The following is an 18049-nucleotide window of genomic DNA, read 5'->3' as shown; positions in this document are numbered from 1 at the left end:
CCGCCGGCGCGGGGCGACCGGACGTCGTCGGTGCGGAGTCGTAGGCTGGACGGCGACTCCCGCCACCCGGCAACCGGTCCGCCTGGGGAGAGCCGGTCCCGGCTCAGCCGTCGCGACGCCGACCCCCGCACGCCGGACTCGGACGCAGTCGTCCCGGGGACGGGTCTGTGCGCTTTCCGTTCTCGGTGCGAGGGATTCTGATGATCCAGGCTGGTCCTGCCACGGCGACCGACGCGGCTCCGGCCGCGCTGCACGGGCTGCTCGACGCGCTGCTGCGGGAGGAGACCTTCCGCGAAGTGGTGTCCGCGGCAGGTCGGCCGCACCTGGTGCTGGAGGGCCCGGTCGCCGCCCGTCCGCTGGCCGCGGCGGCGCTCGCCGCCGACACCGGTGCGGCGGCCCCGGTGCTGCTGGTGACCGCGACCGGCCGGGAGGCCGACGAGACCGCGTCCGCGCTGGAGGACCTGCTCGGCGCCGACGGCATCGCGGTGCTCCCGTCCTGGGAGACGCTGCCGCACGAGCGGCTGTCCCCGCGCGCGGACACGGTCGGGCGCAGGCTCGCGGTGCTGCGCAGGCTCGCGCACCCCGAGGAGCACGCCGAAGGCCCGGTGCGGGTGCTGGTCACCACGGTGCGCAGCCTCATCCAGCCGATCGCGCCCGGCCTGGGCGAGCTGGCCCCGGTGCGGCTGCGGCTCGGCGACGAGCACGACTTCGAGGACCTGGTGGAACGGCTGGCCGGCCTCGCCTACTCGCGCGTGGACATGGTGGAGAAGCGCGGCGAGTTCGCCGTGCGCGGCGGCATCGTGGACGTGTTCCCGCCGACCGTGGAACACCCGCTGCGGGTGGAGTTCTGGGGCGACGAGGTCACCGAGATCCGCCCGTTCTCGGTCGCCGACCAGCGCTCGCTGCCGGACGCCACCGACACCGCGCTGTACGCCCCCGCCTGCCGCGAACTGCTGATCACCCCGGAGGTGGCAGAGCGCGCGGCCGAGCTGGCCCGGCGGCACGAGGCGGACGCGCACCTGTCCGAGATGCTCGGCAAGATCGCGGGCGGCGCCGCCGTCGAAGGCATGGAGGCGCTGATCCCGGCGCTGTGCGACGGCGAGATGCGGCTGCTCACCGAACTCGTGCCGGACGGCACCCACGTGCTGCTGTCCGACCCGGAGAAGGTGCGGGCGCGGGCCGCGGACCTGGTGCGCACCGGCCAGGAGTTCCTGGAGGCGTCCTGGATGGTCGCCGCCGATGGCGGCAAGGCCCCCATCGACCTGGGCGCCTCGGCCTACCGGGGCCTCGCGGAGGTCGAGGAGCGGACCCGGGATATCGGGTTGCCGTGGTGGACGCTGACCCAGCTCAGCAGCGACAGCGCGGACCGCGGCGTGGTGCACCTGGGCCTCAAGCAGGTCGAGGCGTACCGCGGCGAGGTGGAGCGGGCCTTCACCGACCTGCGCGCGCACACGGCCTCCGGCGGCGCCGCGGTGCTGGTGGTGCCCGGCCAGGGGACGGCGCAGCGCGCGGTGCAGCAGTTCCGGGACGGCGAGCTGCCGGTGCGCCACGCCGCCGACGGCCTGACCGCGGCCCCCGAGACCGGCGTGATCACCGTGGTGCGCGGTGGCCTGGAGGACGGTTTCGCCGCCGCCGGCGTGGGCCTGGTGGTGCTCACCGAGACCGACCTGACCGGTGGCCGCGGCGGTACGTCCACGAAGGACATGCGCCGGATGCCCTCGCGGCGGCGCAACGCGGTGGACCCGCTGGCGCTGAAGGCCGGTGACTTCGTCGTCCACGAGCAGCACGGCATCGGCAAGTACGTGGAGATGGTGCAGCGCACCGTCGGCGGCGCCACCCGCGAGTACCTGGTGCTGGAGTACGCCTCCAGCAAGCGGGGCCAGCCCGGCGACCGGCTGTTCGTGCCCACCGACCAGCTCGACGAGGTGTCCCGCTACGTCGGCGGCGAGCTGCCGACGCTGAACAAGCTCGGCGGCTCCGACTGGAAGAACACCAAGGCCAAGGCGCGCAAGGCGGTCAAGGAGATCGCCGCCGAACTCGTGCAGCTCTACGCCGCCCGCCAGTCCGCGCCCGGCCACGCGTTCGGCCCGGACACCCCGTGGCAGCGGGAGCTGGAGGACGCGTTCCCCTACACCGAGACCGGGGACCAGCTCGCCGCGATCGACGAGGCGAAGGCCGACATGCAGCGCGCCGTCCCGATGGACCGGGTGATCTGCGGCGACGTCGGCTACGGCAAGACGGAGATCGCGGTGCGCGCCGCGTTCAAGGCCGTGCAGGACGGCAAGCAGGTGGCGGTGCTGGTGCCGACGACGCTGCTCGCCCAGCAGCACCTGAACACCTTCACCGACCGGATGCGCTCCTTCCCGGTCACCATCAAGGGCCTGTCCCGGTTCACCACCCCGCAGGAGTCGGAGCAGACGCTGCAGGGCCTCGCGGACGGTTCGGTGGACATCGTGATCGGCACGCACCGGCTGCTGCAGACCGGCGTGCGCTACAAGGACCTCGGACTGGTCATCGTCGACGAGGAGCAGCGCTTCGGCGTCGAGCACAAGGAGCACATCAAGGCGCTGCGCACCCACGTGGACGTGCTGACGATGTCGGCGACGCCCATCCCGCGGACCCTGGAGATGAGCATGGCCGGCATCCGCGAGATGTCGACCATCCTGACCCCGCCGGAGGAGCGGCACCCGGTGCTGACCTACGTCGGCGCCTACGACGAGAAGCAGGTCGGCGCCGCGATCCGCCGCGAGCTGCTGCGCGACGGCCAGGTGTTCTTCGTGCACAACCGGGTCTCCACGATCGAGAAGGCCGCCCGGTCGCTGCGCGAGCTGGTGCCGGAGGCGCGGATCGTCACCGCGCACGGCCAGATGAACGAGGAGCGCCTGGAGAAGATCATCCAGGGGTTCTGGGAGCGCGAGCACGACGTGCTGGTGTGCACCACGATCGTCGAGACCGGCCTGGACATCTCCAACGCGAACACGCTGATCGTGGAGCGCTCCGACATGCTCGGCCTCTCCCAGCTGCACCAGCTGCGCGGCCGGGTCGGGCGCGCCCGCGAGCGCGGCTACGCGTACTTCCTGTACCCGGGCGAGAAGCCGCTCACCGACACCGCGCACGACCGGCTCGCGACGATCGCGCAGAACTCGGAGCTGGGCGCGGGCATGGCGGTGGCGATGAAGGACCTGGAGATCCGCGGCGCGGGCAACATCCTCGGCGCCGAGCAGTCCGGGCACATCGCGGGCGTCGGCTTCGACCTGTACGTGCGGCTCGTCGGCGAGGCCGTGGAGGCGTTCAAGCAGCACGCGGGCGCGGGCACCGCCGACCTGGAGCAGGAGCTCGCCGAGGTGCGGGTGGACCTGCCGGTCGACGCGCACATCCCGCACGACTACGTGCCGGGGGAGCGGTTGCGGCTGGAGGCCTACCGGAAGATCGCGGCGGCCGGGGACCAGGCCGCGCTGGACGCGGTGCGCGCCGAGCTGGAGGACCGCTACGGTCCGCTGCCGGAACCGGTGGAGCGACTGCTGAAGGTCGCCGCGTTCCGCCAGGTGTGCCGGGAACACGGCGTCACCGAGGTGACCTTGCAGGGCTCCTCGTTGCGGGTGGCGCCGCTGGAACTGGCCGACTCGCAGCAGATGCGGCTCAAGCGGCTCTACCCGAAGGCGGTGTACAAGGCGACGGTCCGCACCGTGTCCGTGCCGCGGCCGACCGAAGGAGCCGCGGGCGGGCGGATCGGCGCGCCGCCGCTGCGGGACGAGGCGCTGCTGGAGTGGTGCGCGACCCTGCTGACCTCGCTCGCCGGTCGACCCGCGCCGGTGGGCTGACCGCGCCCTGAACCCGCTGCCGCGCGGTGCGTTCCGCTCGGCCGGACGGGTGCGTGCCCGGCGGTTCTGCTGGCGGTGGTGCGCGCGCCAGGGCATGATCGGCGCGCGTTCGCGAGCGCTCCGCTCCCGCCGGTGGTCCGGGGTCTGATCGGTGGTCGTGCGGTGCCGGGAGGCAACCCGCTCGGCCGTGGCGCGTCTGAACTCGTAGGTGGCCGCGCCGGTCGGCGCGCCTCCTGGTGTTGCAGGGGCGGGGAGAGGACGAGGGCGTGGATCGTGCACGAGGACCGCAGCGACCGAGGAATGCTCGTCCGGGGCCGTCCCGTCCCGGCGAGGCGACGACCGTGCGGCACCCCGTCGTTCCCCGCGAAACACCTCGCCCGCGCAGGCCGCGCCGCGCGCGGAAGTTCTTCGGGCGCACGGTGATCGCCCTGCTGTCGGTGGCGGTCCTGGGGAGCAGCGCCTACGCGTGGGGCGCCCTCAACGGGGTCACCGGCGGGCTCTCCGGCAGCGATGTCATCGGCAGCGGCCTGAACTCGCCGGACGGTGCGACCGACGTGCTGCTGGTCGGCAACGACAGCCGCACCGACGCCGACGGGAACCCGCTGCCCGAAGAGGTCCTCAAGGAACTGCGCACCACCGACGACGAGGGCGGCGACCTCACCGACACGATGATCCTGGTGCGCATCCCCAACGGCGGGCAACGCGCCAGCGCCGTGTCCTTCCCCCGCGACACCATGGTCGAACTCGGCAACGGCTACGGCGAGCAGAAGCTCAACTCCGCCCTCGGCCGCGCCAAGAGCGAAGCCCGCCACCGCCTCGAACAGGACGGCGTCACCGACCCCAAGCAGCTGGAACTGCAATCCAAGGCCGAAGGCCAGAAGTTCCTGATCAAAACGATCGAAGAGCTCTCCGGCGCCAGCATCGACCACTACGCCGAGGTCAACCTGCTGGGGTTCTACGACGTCACCAAGGCCGTGGGCGGCGTCGAGGTGTGCTTGAACGAGGCGGTGGACGACAGCGCGCACTCCGGCGCGGTGTTCCCCGCCGGGCGTCAGACGGTCGAAGGCGCGGACGCGTTGGCCTTCGTCCGCCAGCGCTACGGCCTGCCGAACTACGACCTGGACCGGGTGGTGCGCCAGCAGGTGTTCATGTCCGGGCTGGCGAACAAGATCCTGTCCGCGGGCACGCTGGGCAACCCGGTGCGGCTCGGCGAGCTGATCGGGGCGCTGCAGAAGTCGGTGGTGGTCGATTCCGGCTGGGACATCATGGAATTCGCGCAGCAGATGCAGGGCATCGCGGGCGGCGACATCGACTTCCACACCATCCCGGTGGAGCTCGTCGGCCCGTCCGGGCGCGAAGACGTGCAGGCCGACGAGGACGAGGTGCACCGGTTCGTGGCGAACCTGCTGCTGTCCCCGCAAGAACGCGCGGTGCGCCAGCAGGCCGAGCGGTCGCCGGAGGCGCAGCCCGAGACCTCCGAGTCGAGCTCCCCGGCGGAGGTCTCCGTGGACGTCTACAACGCCTCCGGCATCACCGGCCTGGCCGCGGGCGTGGCGAACCACCTGGCGGCGCAGGGCTTCGGCACCGGGTCGACGGGCAACGCGGCGTCGGCGAGCTCCTCCTCGGTGCGGGTCGCCGCGGGCGAGCAGGACGCGGGGGAGCAGGTCGCGGCGGCGCTCGGCGGAATCCCGGTGCGCACCAGCGGATCCGTCCCGGCGGGCACCGTCGAGGTGTACCTCGGCGCGGACTACGACGGTCCGGGTGCGGTGAACTTCGCCGGTGCGAAGGCGCTGCGGCTGGACGGACTGCGGCTCGCGCAGGAGCCGGAGCAGCCGATCACCGCGGGCGGCGTGCCCTGCGTGAACTGACCGGGGCCGGACCCGGCGGGCGGAGGTTTCACCCTGCGATGATCTCGTGAGAGGGTGATCGCTGTGAGTTCCGCCATGCACCGGGTCCGCCCGCTCGCGTTGATCCTGCTCTGCTGCGCACTGCTCGCCGGTTGCGGTGTCGAACCGGGCAAGGCGGGTGCCGCGGCGTTCGTCGGGGAGGCGCGGATCCCGGTCAACGAGGTGCAGAGCCGCTACCGCGCGGTCCTGGACAAGGAGCCCGAGGCGAAGGCGCAGCTGTCCGAGCAGGGCATGCTCGGCGAGCTCAGCCGCCGGATGGCCGCCGACCTGGTGCGCCGCGAGCTGATGAAGCAGGCCGCGCGGACCGAGGACCTGGACGTGGACGAGCGGCGGGTCGCCGACGTCATCGACTCGGCCGGTGGTCCGCAGGCCGCCAGCGAGGGCCAGATCTACACCGAGAGCGACATCCAGGACGTGGTGCGCAGCCGGCTGCTCGCGGCCGAGCTGGGCCGCAAGTACGTGGACCGGTTGTCGGTCGTCTACGACGTCACCTCCGCGGTGAACCGCCGCGAAGCCGAGGAGAAGGTGCGGCGGATGGCGGGCGGTGACGCGGAATCGGCCGCGCTCGTCGCCGAGGACCGGCAATCCGGGACGGGTGCCGCCGCCGACCAGCGGCTGCGCTCCGCCGACGTGCCCGACCTGGCGGCGGGCACCCCGCTGTTCGGCGCGCGCACCGGCACGGCGATGGCGTTCGAGCTGCAGCCGCAGTCCGGGCAGTGGACGGTGGTGCGGATCAAGCGCCGCGAGGTGGGCCCGCCGCCGCCCGCGCCGAGCGCCGCCGGAGCGGACGAGATGAAGATGCAGGCCCTGGGCGACCAGCTGCTGCGGGTCACCGCCCAGCAGGTCGGGGTCGAGCTGAGCCCGCGCTACGGCGTGTGGGACGAGCTGGGCCTGTCGGCGGCGCCGAACGCGGACGAGACCACCGGGATCGTCCTGCCCGGCGCGCGTTCCTGACGGCGGATCGGGCGGTCGCCGTCCCGCGTCCGCACCGCCGGCCGGGCGGGGCGCCGCGGTGCCGATGCCCCGGCTGCGGCCGAACGGGTGATCTTCGCGGCGCGCGTCGCCGAAGATCACCCGTACCGGGTGATGCGCCGGTGTGTCGGACGGGGGTGCGGGCGGGCTCCCCGGCAACCTCCGCGGCATGGATCGAGCACTGCGGCGGAGGACGGCCGCGCGGTTGGGACAATCGCGCCATGCACAACGCACGTTCGGCGGCGCCGGGGTCCGGCGACCGCACCAGCGGTTCCGGTGGAACCGGCGCGACCTCCCGCTTCCCGGACCTCGGGACGGTGGCGCCCGGAACGGCGGTGGTGGTCGTGGACGACCGCCTCGGGGACGTGATCCCGGCGGCGGCGGTGCCCGCGCTGCGCCGCGCCGCCGCGGTGCACGCGGTGCCGGGACTCCCGCCCGCCACGGTCTCCGCGCTGGACGACCCGGGAACGCCCGACGTGCCGGAGCTGCTGGCCGGGGCCGAGCGCGAACCGGTGGTGCTGTTCGCCCCGGACGTGCACTCGGCGCAGGCGGCGGCGCTGCTGGAAGCGGGTGCGGCCCTGCTCGGCGCGCAACCACCGGTGGGTGCGGAACTGCTGGACGCGGTGGCGGTGATGGACCGGCTGCGCTCGCCGGGCGGCTGCCCGTGGGACGCGGAGCAGGACCACGACTCGCTGCGCCGCTACCTGGTGGAGGAGACCTACGAGCTGCTGGACGCGATCGACCAGCGGGACCGGGCGTCGCTGCGCGAAGAGCTGGGGGACGTGCTGCTGCAGGTGCTGTTCCACGCGCGGATCGCGGCCGAGGACGGCGCGGAACCGTTCGGGGTGGACGAGGTCGCCGCCGACCTGGTCGGCAAGCTGGTGTCCCGGCACCCGCAGGTGTTCACCGAGGCGGGTTCGGTGCACGACGCCGAGTCCCAGCAGCTGCGCTGGGACGAGCTGAAGCAGCGGGAGAAGCAGCGCGAGTCCGTCCTGGACGGCGTGGCCACCGGGCAGCCCGCCGCCGCGCTGGCGGCAAAGCTGGTGAACCGCGCCGACCGCGCCGGAGTGCCGCGCGAGCTGCTCACCGCCGCCGGATCACCGGGGGCGGGCTTGTTCGAGCTGGTCGCCCGCGCCAGGCTGGACGGCGGTGATCCGGAGGACGAGCTGCGCGCCGCCGCGCTGGACTTCGACGGGCGCGTGCGGGCGGCGGAGGCCGCGGCGCGGGCCGACGGGCGCGATCCGCACCGGCTCACCTCGGAGCAGTGGGCCTCCTACTGGAGCCGTGGCGGTGCGACCAGCGGGAACGATCACAACAAGTCCACTGTGGACTGAAGCGGTGGGCGGCCGTCCGCCCGCACCGCGGCACCCCCGCACTCGTTGATCCGGGCGGTGCCCGCGCGGCGGCGAGCGAAAAGTCCGGTTCGCTCCCGGGCGTTGATCCGGTACGTGCACACTGGAGTGGGAGAGGGAGGGCATTCGTGTCGCAGCAACTCAGCACGAGCAGGTCGTGGCGGCTCGCCGGAGTGGTACCGATGATCGCGCTGCTCGTCTCGTGCGGCACCGAGCCGGACCGCGAACCCGAGCAGGTCCGACCCAGCGTGCAGGCCGTCCCCCCGCCCGCGGTGGCGCCCCCCGACGGCGGCGTCGACCCGCCCCCGGTCCGGGTGCTGCCCGAAGGTGGCCCGCCGCTGCCGACCACGGAACGGCCCCAGCTGCAGCTCACCGCCTGGGCCGAATCGATGTCCGACGAGCTCAACATCCCCCGCGCCGCCCTGCAGGCCTACGGCTACGCCGCCGGAGCCGTCGCGCAGAGCCACCCCGGCTGCGGGCTCGGCTGGACCACCCTCGCCGGGATCGGCGCCATCGAATCCAGCCACGGCCGCTACGGCGGCGCCCGCCTCGACGAGACCGGCAGACCCAGCATCCCGATCATCGGCCTGCCGCTGGACGGCAGCCACGGCGTCAAGCGCATCGAGGACACCGACGGCGGCAGGCTCGACGGCGACCCCGTCTTCGACCGGGCCATCGGGCCCCTCCAGTTCATCCCCACCACCTGGGAGCGGTGGGCCGTGGACGCCGACGGCGACGGCGTCGCCGACCCCAACGACATCGACGACGCCGCGCTCGCCGCCGCGGAGTACCTGTGCACCGTCGGCGGCGACCTGCAGGACCCGGACCGGTTCTGGGTCGCGCTGCTCGACTACAACGAGAGCCACGACTACGGGCAGGACGTGCTCGACCACGCGGACCACTACGGCAGGACCAGCCGCACCCTCTTCGGCACCGACTGATCGAATCCCCTCGTCCGAGGGCGGATGGTCGATTCGTGTTCGCTCCTAGTTCTCGCGACTACCGGCAAGTAGCCTGATCGCGTGACCGACCCGACCGCCTCCCGGCTGCGCGGAGTGGCCGCCGCCGTCGGACGCCTGGCCGTGGCGCTGGCCCTCGTCGCCACGATGGGCGCCGGGGTCGCGTTGGCCTCGACCCTCACCCGGCCCGAAGCCGCACCCGCGGCCGGCCCACCGCCCGAGCAGATCGTGGTGGAACCCGCTCCGGTGCTGCCCGGCTCCGCCGCGCCACTCGTCCCCGAGCCCGCGCAGCAGTCCGCGCCCGCGGGCGAAGACCCGGTGCGGGAATGGGCCGATCACGTCGCCGCCTCGGCGGACGTGCCGTCCCGAGCGCTGATCTCCTACGTCAACGCGGACCTGGCGATGCGCCAGTACCAGCCCGGCTGCCGCATCTCCTGGGCCATGCTCGCCGGGATCGGCCGCATCGAGTCCAACCACGGGCGCTACGGGAACCGGGTGCTCGGCGACGACGCGGTGCCCTCCAGCCCGATCATCGGCGTGCCGCTGGACGGCACTCCCGGCGTGCGGGCCATCGGCGACACCGACGGCGGGGCGCTCGACGGCGACCCGGTGCACGACCGGGCCGTCGGCCCGATGCAGTTCATCCCGTCCACCTGGCGCAAGTGGGCCACCGACGGCAACGGCGACGGGATCGGCGACCCGCAGAACCTGGACGACGCGGCGATGGCCGCGGCGCGCTACCTGTGCTCCAGCGGGCGCGATCTGACCACCGGCGCCGGCTGGTGGGGCGCGGTGATGTCGTACAACAACTCGGTGGAGTACGGGCAGAAGGTGTACGCGATCGCGGAGAGCTACTCGGCGGCCGCGAGCCGCCGGGGATGAACCCCGGGGCTCAGCCACCGCGGGTGGCCAGCCGGGCGTTGATCTCGCCCAGCGCCTCCTGGTAGGCGGGGTCCGGATTCATCACGGCCGCCAGCTGGACCTGGCTGCGCGCCTCCCGGAGCCGTCCCTGCCGCTGCAGGGTGCGGCCCAGCACCAGCCGGGCGTAGTGGTCGGACGGATCGAGCTCGATCACCCGCAGGAACGCGGCCTCGGCCCGGCGGAACTGGGCGGTGAACAGGTAAGCCCTCCCCAGCAGCAGCTGGACGGAGGGCTTGTCCTCGGCGATGTCGAGCACGGGTTGCAGTGCGCGGAGAGCTTCCCAAGGTCGGCGCTGGGCGACCAGGCTCTCCGCCCGGCGGAACGCTTCAACGGTGCCTTCGCTGCTCATGGTCCGCTCAACGGTACGTGCCGAGCCCGGTGTTCCTCGACGGCCGAGCGGATGTCACCGGGGCCCGTCCAGGCCGCCGGCGATCACCGCGCGTGGCCACCGGGGCGATCTCGGCCGTTCCGGCGGACGTGCGCGGTGTGGCGTGCGCGAAGTCGGCCGCACCGGCCTCGCGCCCACCGATAGGCTCGGGGGCGGTCGTGGGGCGATCGGCGCCCGCTCGCGCGCACGGGCGAGGCGGGGCGGGCCGCCCATACCTCAAACCCTGGTTAGGAGCACACGTGGCGATCATCGAACAGGTCGGCGCCCGCGAGATCCTGGACTCGCGCGGTAACCCCACCGTCGAGGTCGAAGTGGCACTGGAAGACGGCACGCTGGCCCGCGCGGCCGTCCCGTCGGGCGCTTCCACCGGTGAGCACGAGGCGGTCGAGCTGCGGGACGGCGACGCCGAGCGCTACGGCGGCAAGGGCGTCGAGAAGGCCGTCGAAGCGGTCCTCGACGAGATCGGCCCGGAGCTGGCCGGCCTGGACGCGACCGAGCAGCGCGTCGTCGACCAGAAGCTCGTCGACCTCGACGGCACCCCGGGCAAGTCCCGGCTCGGCGCCAACGCCATCCTCGGCGCCTCGCTGGCCGTCGCGAAGGCCGCCGCGGACTCGGCGGGCCTGGAGCTGTTCCGCTACGTCGGCGGCCCCAACGCGCACGTGCTGCCGGTGCCGATGATGAACATCCTCAACGGTGGCGCCCACGCCGACACCGGGGTGGACGTGCAGGAGTTCATGATCGCGCCGGTGGGTGCGGACTCCTTCTCCGACGCGCTGCGCTGGGGCGCGGAGACCTACCACGCGCTGAAGTCGGTGCTCAAGGCCAAGGGCCTGCCCACCGGGCTCGGCGACGAGGGCGGCTTCGCCCCCGACCTGCCGAACAACCGCGAGGCCCTCGACCTCATCGCGGTGGCCGTGGACAAGGCCGGGTTCAAGCTGGGCACCGACATCGTGCTCGCGCTGGACGTCGCCGCCACCGAGTTCTTCGAGGACGGCGCCTACACCTTCGAGAAGGCCAAGCGCAGCGCCGAGCAGATGACCGGCTACTACACCGAGCTGCTCGACAACTACCCGCTGGTCTCCATCGAGGACCCGCTGGGCGAGGACGACTGGGACGGCTGGGTGCAGCTGACCAGCGAGCTCGGCGAGCGGGTGCAGCTGGTCGGCGACGACCTGTTCGTCACCAACCCGGAGCGCCTCGAAGAGGGCATCAACCGCCGCGCGGGCAACGCGCTGCTGGTGAAGGTCAACCAGATCGGCACCCTGTCCGAGACGCTGGACGCGGTGAACCTGGCGAACTCCTGCGGCTACAAGAGCATGATGAGCCACCGCTCCGGCGAGACCGAGGACACCACGATCGCCGACCTCGCGGTGGCCACCGGCTGCGGCCAGATCAAGACCGGTGCCCCGGCGCGCAGCGAGCGGGTCGCCAAGTACAACCAGCTGCTGCGCATCGAGGAAGCGCTCGGGGACGCCGCCCGCTACGCGGGTGAGCTGGCTTTCCCGCGGCTCAACCTGGAGGCGTGACATCCTGGTCACCAGCGGTCCGCGAGGCCGGGTGACCACGACGACGGGTGCGGACGATGCCGAGCGGGCGATCTTCTGATCGACAGCAGCGCCGTCGCGGGGACGGTTCCTCGTCGACGCGCGGGAACGGTGCGCGCCGCCGTTCGGAGGCGCAGACCACCGCGAAGCGGTCCGGGACGCGGCCGGGAGCCCAGTCGGGTTCCCGGCCGCGGTCGAAGACCGGATCCCGCTCGGAGACCGCGGGCGCGTTCAAGCTCTCCTCGACGCGGCGGGCGGCGCTGCTGGCGCTGCTGCTGTGCGCGATGGCGCTGAGCGTGTCCGTGCCGCTGCGCACCTACCTGAGCCAGCGCGGTGAACTCGCCGCGCAGGAGCAGCAGCGCACCGAGCTCGTCCAGCAGGTGCGCGAACTGGAACTGCGCAAGGCGCAGCTTTCCGACCCGGAGCGGGTGGAGGCCGAGGCCCGCTCCCGGCTGGGGTACGTGCGGCCCGGGGAGACGCCGTACATCGTGGACCTGCCCGGCCGACCGGCCACGCCGCCCACGGCGCCGGAACCGGAGGAGGACGGCGCCTGGTACTCGGATCTGTGGAAGTCGCTGACAGGGAACTGACGTGAGCAACACTTCGGCGGTCGCCGCGAGCGACCGCGACAGCATCGCCCGCCAGCTGGGCCGACCGCCGCGCGGGCTGCGCGCGGTGGCGGCGCGCGACGCGGCGGGGGAGCCGGCCGTGGTGCAGACGCACCCGCGCCTGGAGGACGGCACGCCGTTCCCGACCCTGTACTACTTGACCTCGCCGCGGCTGGTGGCGCACTGCTCCACGCTGGAGGCCGAGGGGTTGATGCGCGAGATGCAGGACCGGCTCGGCGAGGACCCGGAGCTGGCGGAGCGCTACCGCGCCGCGCACGAGTCCTACCTGGCGGAGCGGGACGCGATCGAGTCGCTGGGTACCCGGGTCACGGCGGGCGGCATGCCGGACCGGGTGAAGTGCCTGCACGTCCACGTGGCGCACTCGCTGGCCAAGGGGCCCGGGGTGAACCCGTTCGGCGACGAGGCGCTGGAGATCATCGAGCGCCGCTGGCCGGAGAAGGCGCCCGAGCCCGCGGGCTGATCGGTTGCGCGTCGTCCCCCGGCCCGCTGCGGTCGCGGGGCGGCGGCGCGCGTCGCCGGAGCACTCACTCCTGGGGCGGTGCCTCTCGCGCAGTGCCGGCGGAACCGCGTGCGGCGGGGTCTCGACCTGCGGAGATCCACTCCATCGTGTTCGATCAGCTGGCTTGATCACAGAGCATGATCGAAGCTGCTATTAATGCCACTCGATGGAGTGAGCGCAAGAGTCGTGACGCGCCGCTTCGTGCCACCGTGGTGACGGATCCAGCGCCGGTGGCGATGCCCCGAGCGCGGACGATCTCGTGGGGGCTGGAGGCACCGTGGCAGTTCGCAACACCCGTCCCACCGCTCGCCGCCGGAACCGGCGCCGGTGGCGCGCCGCGACCGCGCTCACCCCCACGCTGCTCCTCGTCGCCGCCTCCAGCACCCTGCTCTCGCTGCCGCCGCCGACCGTGCGCGACGGGCGCGCCGAATCCGCCCCGGACAGCGGGCTCTACGGAGCCAGCGGGCACCTGCCGCAGACCCGCGAACCCAGCACCGAACTGCTCGACCTCGCGGGCCGGCCGCAGCGCCTGTCCGGTTTGCCGGACGACCAGCCCAGCGGACGACTCGACATCCCCGAGCCGATGATGGCCGCCTACGTCGGTGCCGCCGACCGGCTCGTCGGCACGCACCCGGGCTGCGGCGTGCACTGGTCGGTACTCGCCTCCATCGGCCGCATCGAATCCGCGCACGCCCGCGGAGGCGAGGTCGACGTCGACGGCAACACCCTCTCCGCGATCCTCGGGCCCCGGCTCAGCGGCGGACCCGGCGTCGCCGCCATCCCGGACACCGACGGCGGCAGCCTGGACGGCGACCCGGTGTGGGACCGCGCCGTCGGCGCCATGCAGTTCATCCCCGGCACCTGGAACGAGTACGCCCTCGACGGCAACGACGACGGCGAGCTCAGCCCGCACAACGTGCACGACGCGGCGGCCACCGCGGGCGCCTACCTGTGCAGCGCCGGTGGAGACCTGCGGGAACCGCGGGCGCTGGCGGAGGCGGTGTTCCGCTACAACCACTCCGACGACTACGTGCGCACGGTGCTGACCTGGGCCGACGCCTACGCGGACGGCGCGTTCCCGCAGCCGGTGGAGCCGCTGCCGGAACCCGACGGGCGCGACGTGCTCGCGGGCAGCAGGTTGCCCGCGGCCCGGCCGGAGCAGGTGATCGCCGCGCCGCCGGAGCCCGGCTCGGGCGCGTCGGCACTGACCCCGCCGTCACCCGGCGCGCCGCCCGCGCCGGACGAGGCCGCGCGGCCCACCTGGCCGGGGGCGTCGACCGCGGACCCCGGTGCGGACGCACCGCCGGAACCGGGGCGGCCGGACGAGCCGGCGCCGGAGGACGGTGCGACCTCGCCCGCACCCGCGCCCGCGGAGAGCTCGGACCCGGAGGACCCGTCCGCCCCGCCGACGTCCGGCTCGACTCCGCCTTCGGACCGGCCGCCTTCGGACCGGCCGCCTTCGGACGCCCCGCCGTCCGATGCGCCGCCGTCCGCCGGTCCGACCCCGACGGAACCCGGTGCCCCGGCGTCGGACGAACCGAGCGACCCCGGCCCGAGCTCCGGCGCCCAGCCGTCCAGCGAGGAGCCGTCCCGGCCGTCCGCGACGGGGGAACCCTCGAACCCGGACGAGGTCCCGTCGAGCACCGCCCCGCCGTCCGCCGACCCAGGGCGACCCACGGCCGGAACGCGCCCGCCCGGGTCCGCGACCTCGGAGCCGACCTCCCGGCCGAGCACCGACCCGACCGAACCAAGCACCCCGGTCTCTTCGACGTTCCCGGAGGCCGCGGGCGTCCTGGACCCGTGCGAGGTCGGCGCGCTCGACGAAGGCCGGTTCGTCCCGCGCGGCGGGGAGACCGCCGCCCCTCGGCTGGAGGCGGGCACGAGCGATCCGGGGGAGGCGAAGCCCGGCGAGGTCGTGCTCGTGCGGCCCGCGTCCACCGGTCCGCTGCAGGCGTGCGAGGTGCCCGCCGACTTCAAGCCCCGCCCATGATCATCCGATCAGGTGAGTGAGCTCGAACCTCGCCCGAGGGTGGACCGGTCGGTCCGCACCGCCTGACCGGCGGCGGAAGTCGTTCACCCGGCCGGTGCCGGTCCGCCGTCCCGGGTTGCGCCGACACGCCGCCGGTGAGTCCGCGCCGAACCGTTCCCCGGCAGCCGCTAGCGTGGTCGCCGATCGAGGAACGGGGCAATCGCTCCGGAGCACCGACCAGAGCGAGGAGAAGCCCATGTCCAGGGTGGCCGCGATCGACTGCGGGACGAATTCGATCCGGCTGCTGGTGGCCGACGTGACCGCGAGCTCCGACGGCGTCCGCGACCTGCGCGACGTGCACCGCGAGATGCGGGTGGTCCGGCTCGGCCAGGGCGTCGACGCCACCGGACGGCTCGCCGAGGAAGCGCTGGAGCGCACCCGGGCGGCGCTCGTCGACTACGCGGCCATCGCGCGCCGCAAGGGCGTGGAGCGGATCCGGATGGTGGCGACCTCGGCGACCCGCGACGCCGCGAACCGGGACGTCTTCTTCGCGATGGTGCGCGAGACCCTCGGCGTCGACGCCGAGGTGATCACCGGGGACGAGGAGGCGCGCCTGTCGTTCATCGGTGCGGTCGGTGACTTCGACCCCGCCGACGGCCCGTTCGTGGTCACCGACGTGGGGGGTGGCTCCACCGAGCTCGTCGTGGGGAGCTGGGACGGCGCGCAAGCCCGGATCGACGCGGCCTTCTCCGCCGACGTCGGCTGCGTGCGGCTCACCGAGCGCTGCCTGCACACCGACCCGCCGTCCGCGGCGGACGTCGCCGAGGCCGAACGGGTCGCCCGCGGCATCCTGGACGAGGCGTTCGCCGCGGTGGACGCCTCCGGCGCCCGGACCTGGGTCGGAGTCGCCGGAACGGTGACCACGCTGTCCGCGGTGGCGCAGAACTTGCCGGTTTACGATCCCGCGGCAATTCACCTTTCCCGTTTATCCCAGAAACAGCTCGGAGAAACGACTTCGGAGCTGTTGGCGATGACTCATGAAGAACGCGCTGCGATCGGTTCCATGCACCCGGGTCGGGTCGACGTGATCAGTGGTGGTGCGCTCGTCGTCAAGGTCCTCGCCGACGAGCTGGCCGAGCGCGCCCGGATCGATGCGGTCGCGGTGTCCGAGCACGACATCCTGGACGGGATCGCCCTGTCTATCAGCTAGTTCTCAGAGTGTGGTCGATCGCCTCCGGCGTGTGGATAGGTTGGTTTCTGGATCGAACCAGAAAGTGACGGATTTGTGACGGAGCACTGCGGGTGGGGGTTTCTCATTTATGTTTACGCTCATCTATCGCGGTGGTGAACATCGTCGCCGCGAGGTGTGACCCCGAGAAATCCTCGCAGGGGCGCGCGTGGGAAGTGGGAGGACGCATGCGAAAGGGACGTCTGGCCGCGATGCTGGCGGCCCCGCTGGCGGTGGCCTTGCTGGCCTCCGGCTGCGGTGGCGGCGGGAGTTCGGCGTCGGCGGACACGGTCACCGTCGAGTGGGGCGAGCCGGAGAACCCGTTGATCCCCGGCAACACCACCGAGGTCAACGGCGGCAACGTCATCGACTCGATCTTCTCCGGCTTGGTCAAGTACTCGCCGGACGACGCTTCGGTGAGCAACGAGATGGCGGAGCAGATCACTCCTTCGCCTGACAACAAGTCGTTCACCATCAAGATCAAGCCGGGCTGGACGTTCCACGACGGGTCCCCCGTCACCGCCGACAGCTTCGTCAAGGCCTGGAACTACACCGCCTACGGCCCGAACGGGCAGCAGGGCGCGAGCTTCTTCGAGCAGATCAAGGGCTACGACGACGTCAACCCCGCGGACCCGGACGGCGCGAGCGGCCCGCAGGAGGCCCCGAAGCCGACCGCCGAGACGATGTCCGGGCTGAAGGTCCTCGACCCGAACACGTTCCAGGTCGAGCTCAAGGCCCCGCTGGCGATCTTCCCGACCATGCTGGGCTACTCGGCGTTCTACCCGCTGCCCGAGGTGTTCTACACCGACAAGGACGGGTTCGAGGACAAGCCGATCGGCAACGGCCCGTTCAAGTTCGACTCCCGGTCGCCGAACGAGAGCCTCACCGTCACCCGCTACGACGAGTTCAAGGGCGAGGACAAGGCCAAGGTCGGCGCGGTCGAGTTCAAGGTCTACGACGAGCTCGACACCGCCTACCAGGACCTGGTCTCGGGCAACCTCGACTTCATCCGTCAGGTGCCGGTCTCGGCGCTCACCGGTGACAAGTGGCGCGCCGACCTCGGCGAAGGTGCCCAGGAGAAGCCGGGTCTGCTGACCCAGAACATCGCGTTCCCGCTCTACGACGAGCGCTTCAAGAACCCGGACCTGCGCAAGGCGATCTCGATGGCGATCGACCGCCCGACGATCACCCAGCAGATCTTCGCCGGCAGCCGCCAGCCCGCCGACGGCTGGACCTCCCCGTCGGTCGAGGGCTTCGTGCCCGGCCAGTGCGGCGAGTACTGCACGTTCAACCCGGAGAAGGCCAAGCAGCTGCTGGCCAAGGCCGGCGGGTTCGACGGCACGCTGACGATCATCACCAACGGCGACGGCGGCCACAACGAGTGGTCCGAGGCGGTCGCGTCCAGCATCCGCCAGAACCTGGGCATCGACGTGCAGTACACGCCGACCCCCACCTTCAGCGAGTTCCGCCGCCAGGCCAACGCCCGCGAGTTCACCGGCATGTACCGCACCGGCTGGGTCGCGGACTACCCGAACATCGAGACGTTCCTGACGCAGCTGTACCGCACCGGTGCGTCCTCGAACGACGGCGAGTACTCCAACCCGGCCTTCGACGCCGCGCTGGACAAGGCCAACGCCGCGCCGAACGTGGAAGCGGCCAACAAGCTCTACGCGGACGCGGAGAAGCTGCTGGCCAACGACATGCCGGTGATCCCGCTGTGGACCCAGCCGGTCCAGGCCGGTTTCTCCACCGAGCGGCTGGCCGAAGCGAAGGCGACGCCGTTCCGCAAGCTGGACCTGACGTCGGTGACGCTGAAGCAGCAGTAAGCAGAGCGAGGCGCCCGGCTCGCCCCGGAACGCA

Annotated in this window: 13 protein-coding genes; 12 read left to right on the top strand and 1 reads right to left on the bottom strand. The window is 72.8% G+C overall.

Translation table 11 applies throughout. The features are described 5' to 3' along the window. Positions 1-200 precede the first annotated feature (200 nt). The 6 genes from mfd to H1226_RS25020 all read left to right on the top strand — a co-directional run bounded on the left by mfd (position 201) and on the right by H1226_RS25020 (position 9893). Entirely contained in the window at positions 201-3821 is a 3621-nt protein-coding gene (mfd, locus tag H1226_RS25045) for a transcription-repair coupling factor (protein ID WP_258343317.1), read from the top strand. 341 nt (positions 3822-4162) lie between these two features. Next, positions 4163-5689, top strand: a complete 1527-nt coding sequence (locus H1226_RS25040; protein WP_258343315.1) for an LCP family protein — start codon at positions 4163-4165, stop codon at positions 5687-5689. A gap of 63 nt (positions 5690-5752) precedes the next feature. Then, on the top strand, positions 5753-6682 hold the full coding sequence (locus H1226_RS25035; RefSeq protein WP_258343313.1) for a SurA N-terminal domain-containing protein: 930 nt from the start codon (positions 5753-5755) through the stop codon (positions 6680-6682). 239 nt (positions 6683-6921) lie between these two features. Next, positions 6922-8034, top strand: coding sequence for a MazG family protein (locus H1226_RS25030; RefSeq protein ID WP_258343310.1), 1113 nt, complete (start codon positions 6922-6924; stop codon positions 8032-8034). A gap of 146 nt (positions 8035-8180) precedes the next feature. After that, a complete protein-coding gene (locus H1226_RS25025) occupies positions 8181-8993 on the top strand; it encodes a lytic transglycosylase domain-containing protein (RefSeq protein WP_258343309.1) in 813 nt (270 codons plus the stop codon). An 81-nt stretch (positions 8994-9074) separates the two neighbouring features. Continuing rightward, complete coding sequence (locus H1226_RS25020) at positions 9075-9893, top strand: lytic transglycosylase domain-containing protein (protein ID WP_258343308.1); 819 nt, start codon at positions 9075-9077, stop codon at positions 9891-9893. A 10-nt stretch (positions 9894-9903) separates the two neighbouring features. Here H1226_RS25020 and H1226_RS25015 read toward each other — a convergent pair whose 3' ends face one another. Further along, on the bottom strand, positions 9904-10281 hold the full coding sequence (locus H1226_RS25015; protein WP_224958898.1) for a tetratricopeptide repeat protein: 378 nt from the start codon (positions 10279-10281) through the stop codon (positions 9904-9906). 278 nt (positions 10282-10559) lie between these two features. On the opposite strand from H1226_RS25015, the gene eno reads away from it, so the two are divergent. The 6 genes from eno (at position 10560) to H1226_RS24985 (ending at position 18015) form a co-directional block, all read left to right on the top strand. After that, positions 10560-11846 (top strand): phosphopyruvate hydratase, encoded by a 1287-nt coding sequence (gene eno / locus H1226_RS25010; RefSeq protein WP_224958899.1) that lies wholly within the window; start codon positions 10560-10562, stop codon positions 11844-11846. 56 nt (positions 11847-11902) lie between these two features. Continuing rightward, positions 11903-12454, top strand: a complete 552-nt coding sequence (locus H1226_RS25005) for an FtsB family cell division protein (RefSeq protein ID WP_258343307.1) — start codon at positions 11903-11905, stop codon at positions 12452-12454. A 1-nt stretch (position 12455) separates the two neighbouring features. After that, positions 12456-12953 carry a DUF501 domain-containing protein gene (locus tag H1226_RS25000; RefSeq protein ID WP_258343306.1) on the top strand — a complete coding sequence of 166 codons (498 nt, stop codon included), beginning with the start codon at positions 12456-12458 and terminating at the stop codon, positions 12951-12953. A gap of 316 nt (positions 12954-13269) precedes the next feature. Further along, positions 13270-14982 (top strand): lytic transglycosylase domain-containing protein, encoded by a 1713-nt coding sequence (locus H1226_RS24995; protein ID WP_258343305.1) that lies wholly within the window; start codon positions 13270-13272, stop codon positions 14980-14982. A gap of 235 nt (positions 14983-15217) precedes the next feature. Continuing rightward, complete coding sequence (locus H1226_RS24990) at positions 15218-16171, top strand: Ppx/GppA phosphatase family protein (RefSeq protein ID WP_224958902.1); 954 nt, start codon at positions 15218-15220, stop codon at positions 16169-16171. 206 nt (positions 16172-16377) lie between these two features. Further along, positions 16378-18015, top strand: coding sequence for a peptide ABC transporter substrate-binding protein (locus tag H1226_RS24985; RefSeq protein ID WP_224966305.1), 1638 nt, complete (start codon positions 16378-16380; stop codon positions 18013-18015). Positions 18016-18049 lie beyond the last annotated feature (34 nt).

Source organism: Saccharopolyspora gregorii (assembly GCF_024734405.1).
Lineage (GTDB): Bacteria > Actinomycetota > Actinomycetes > Mycobacteriales > Pseudonocardiaceae > Saccharopolyspora_C > Saccharopolyspora_C gregorii.
Note: the sequence above shows the minus strand (reverse complement) of the source record. Positions and strands in the feature narration are given on the sequence as shown.

Excerpts from the sequence above, each read along its gene's own strand:
- H1226_RS25005 (WP_258343307.1), top strand. The coding sequence starts at position 11,903 with ATGCCGAGCGGGCGATCTTCTGATCGACAGCAGCGCCGTCGCGGGGAC.
- H1226_RS25030 (WP_258343310.1), top strand. The coding sequence starts at position 6,922 with ATGCACAACGCACGTTCGGCGGCGCCGGGGTCCGGCGACCGCACCAGC.
- H1226_RS24990 (WP_224958902.1), top strand. The coding sequence starts at position 15,218 with ATGTCCAGGGTGGCCGCGATCGACTGCGGGACGAATTCGATCCGGCTG.
- H1226_RS24985 (WP_224966305.1), top strand. The coding sequence starts at position 16,378 with ATGCGAAAGGGACGTCTGGCCGCGATGCTGGCGGCCCCGCTGGCGGTG.
- H1226_RS25015 (WP_224958898.1), bottom strand. The coding sequence starts at position 10,281 with ATGAGCAGCGAAGGCACCGTTGAAGCGTTCCGCCGGGCGGAGAGCCTG.
- mfd (WP_258343317.1), top strand. The coding sequence starts at position 201 with ATGATCCAGGCTGGTCCTGCCACGGCGACCGACGCGGCTCCGGCCGCG.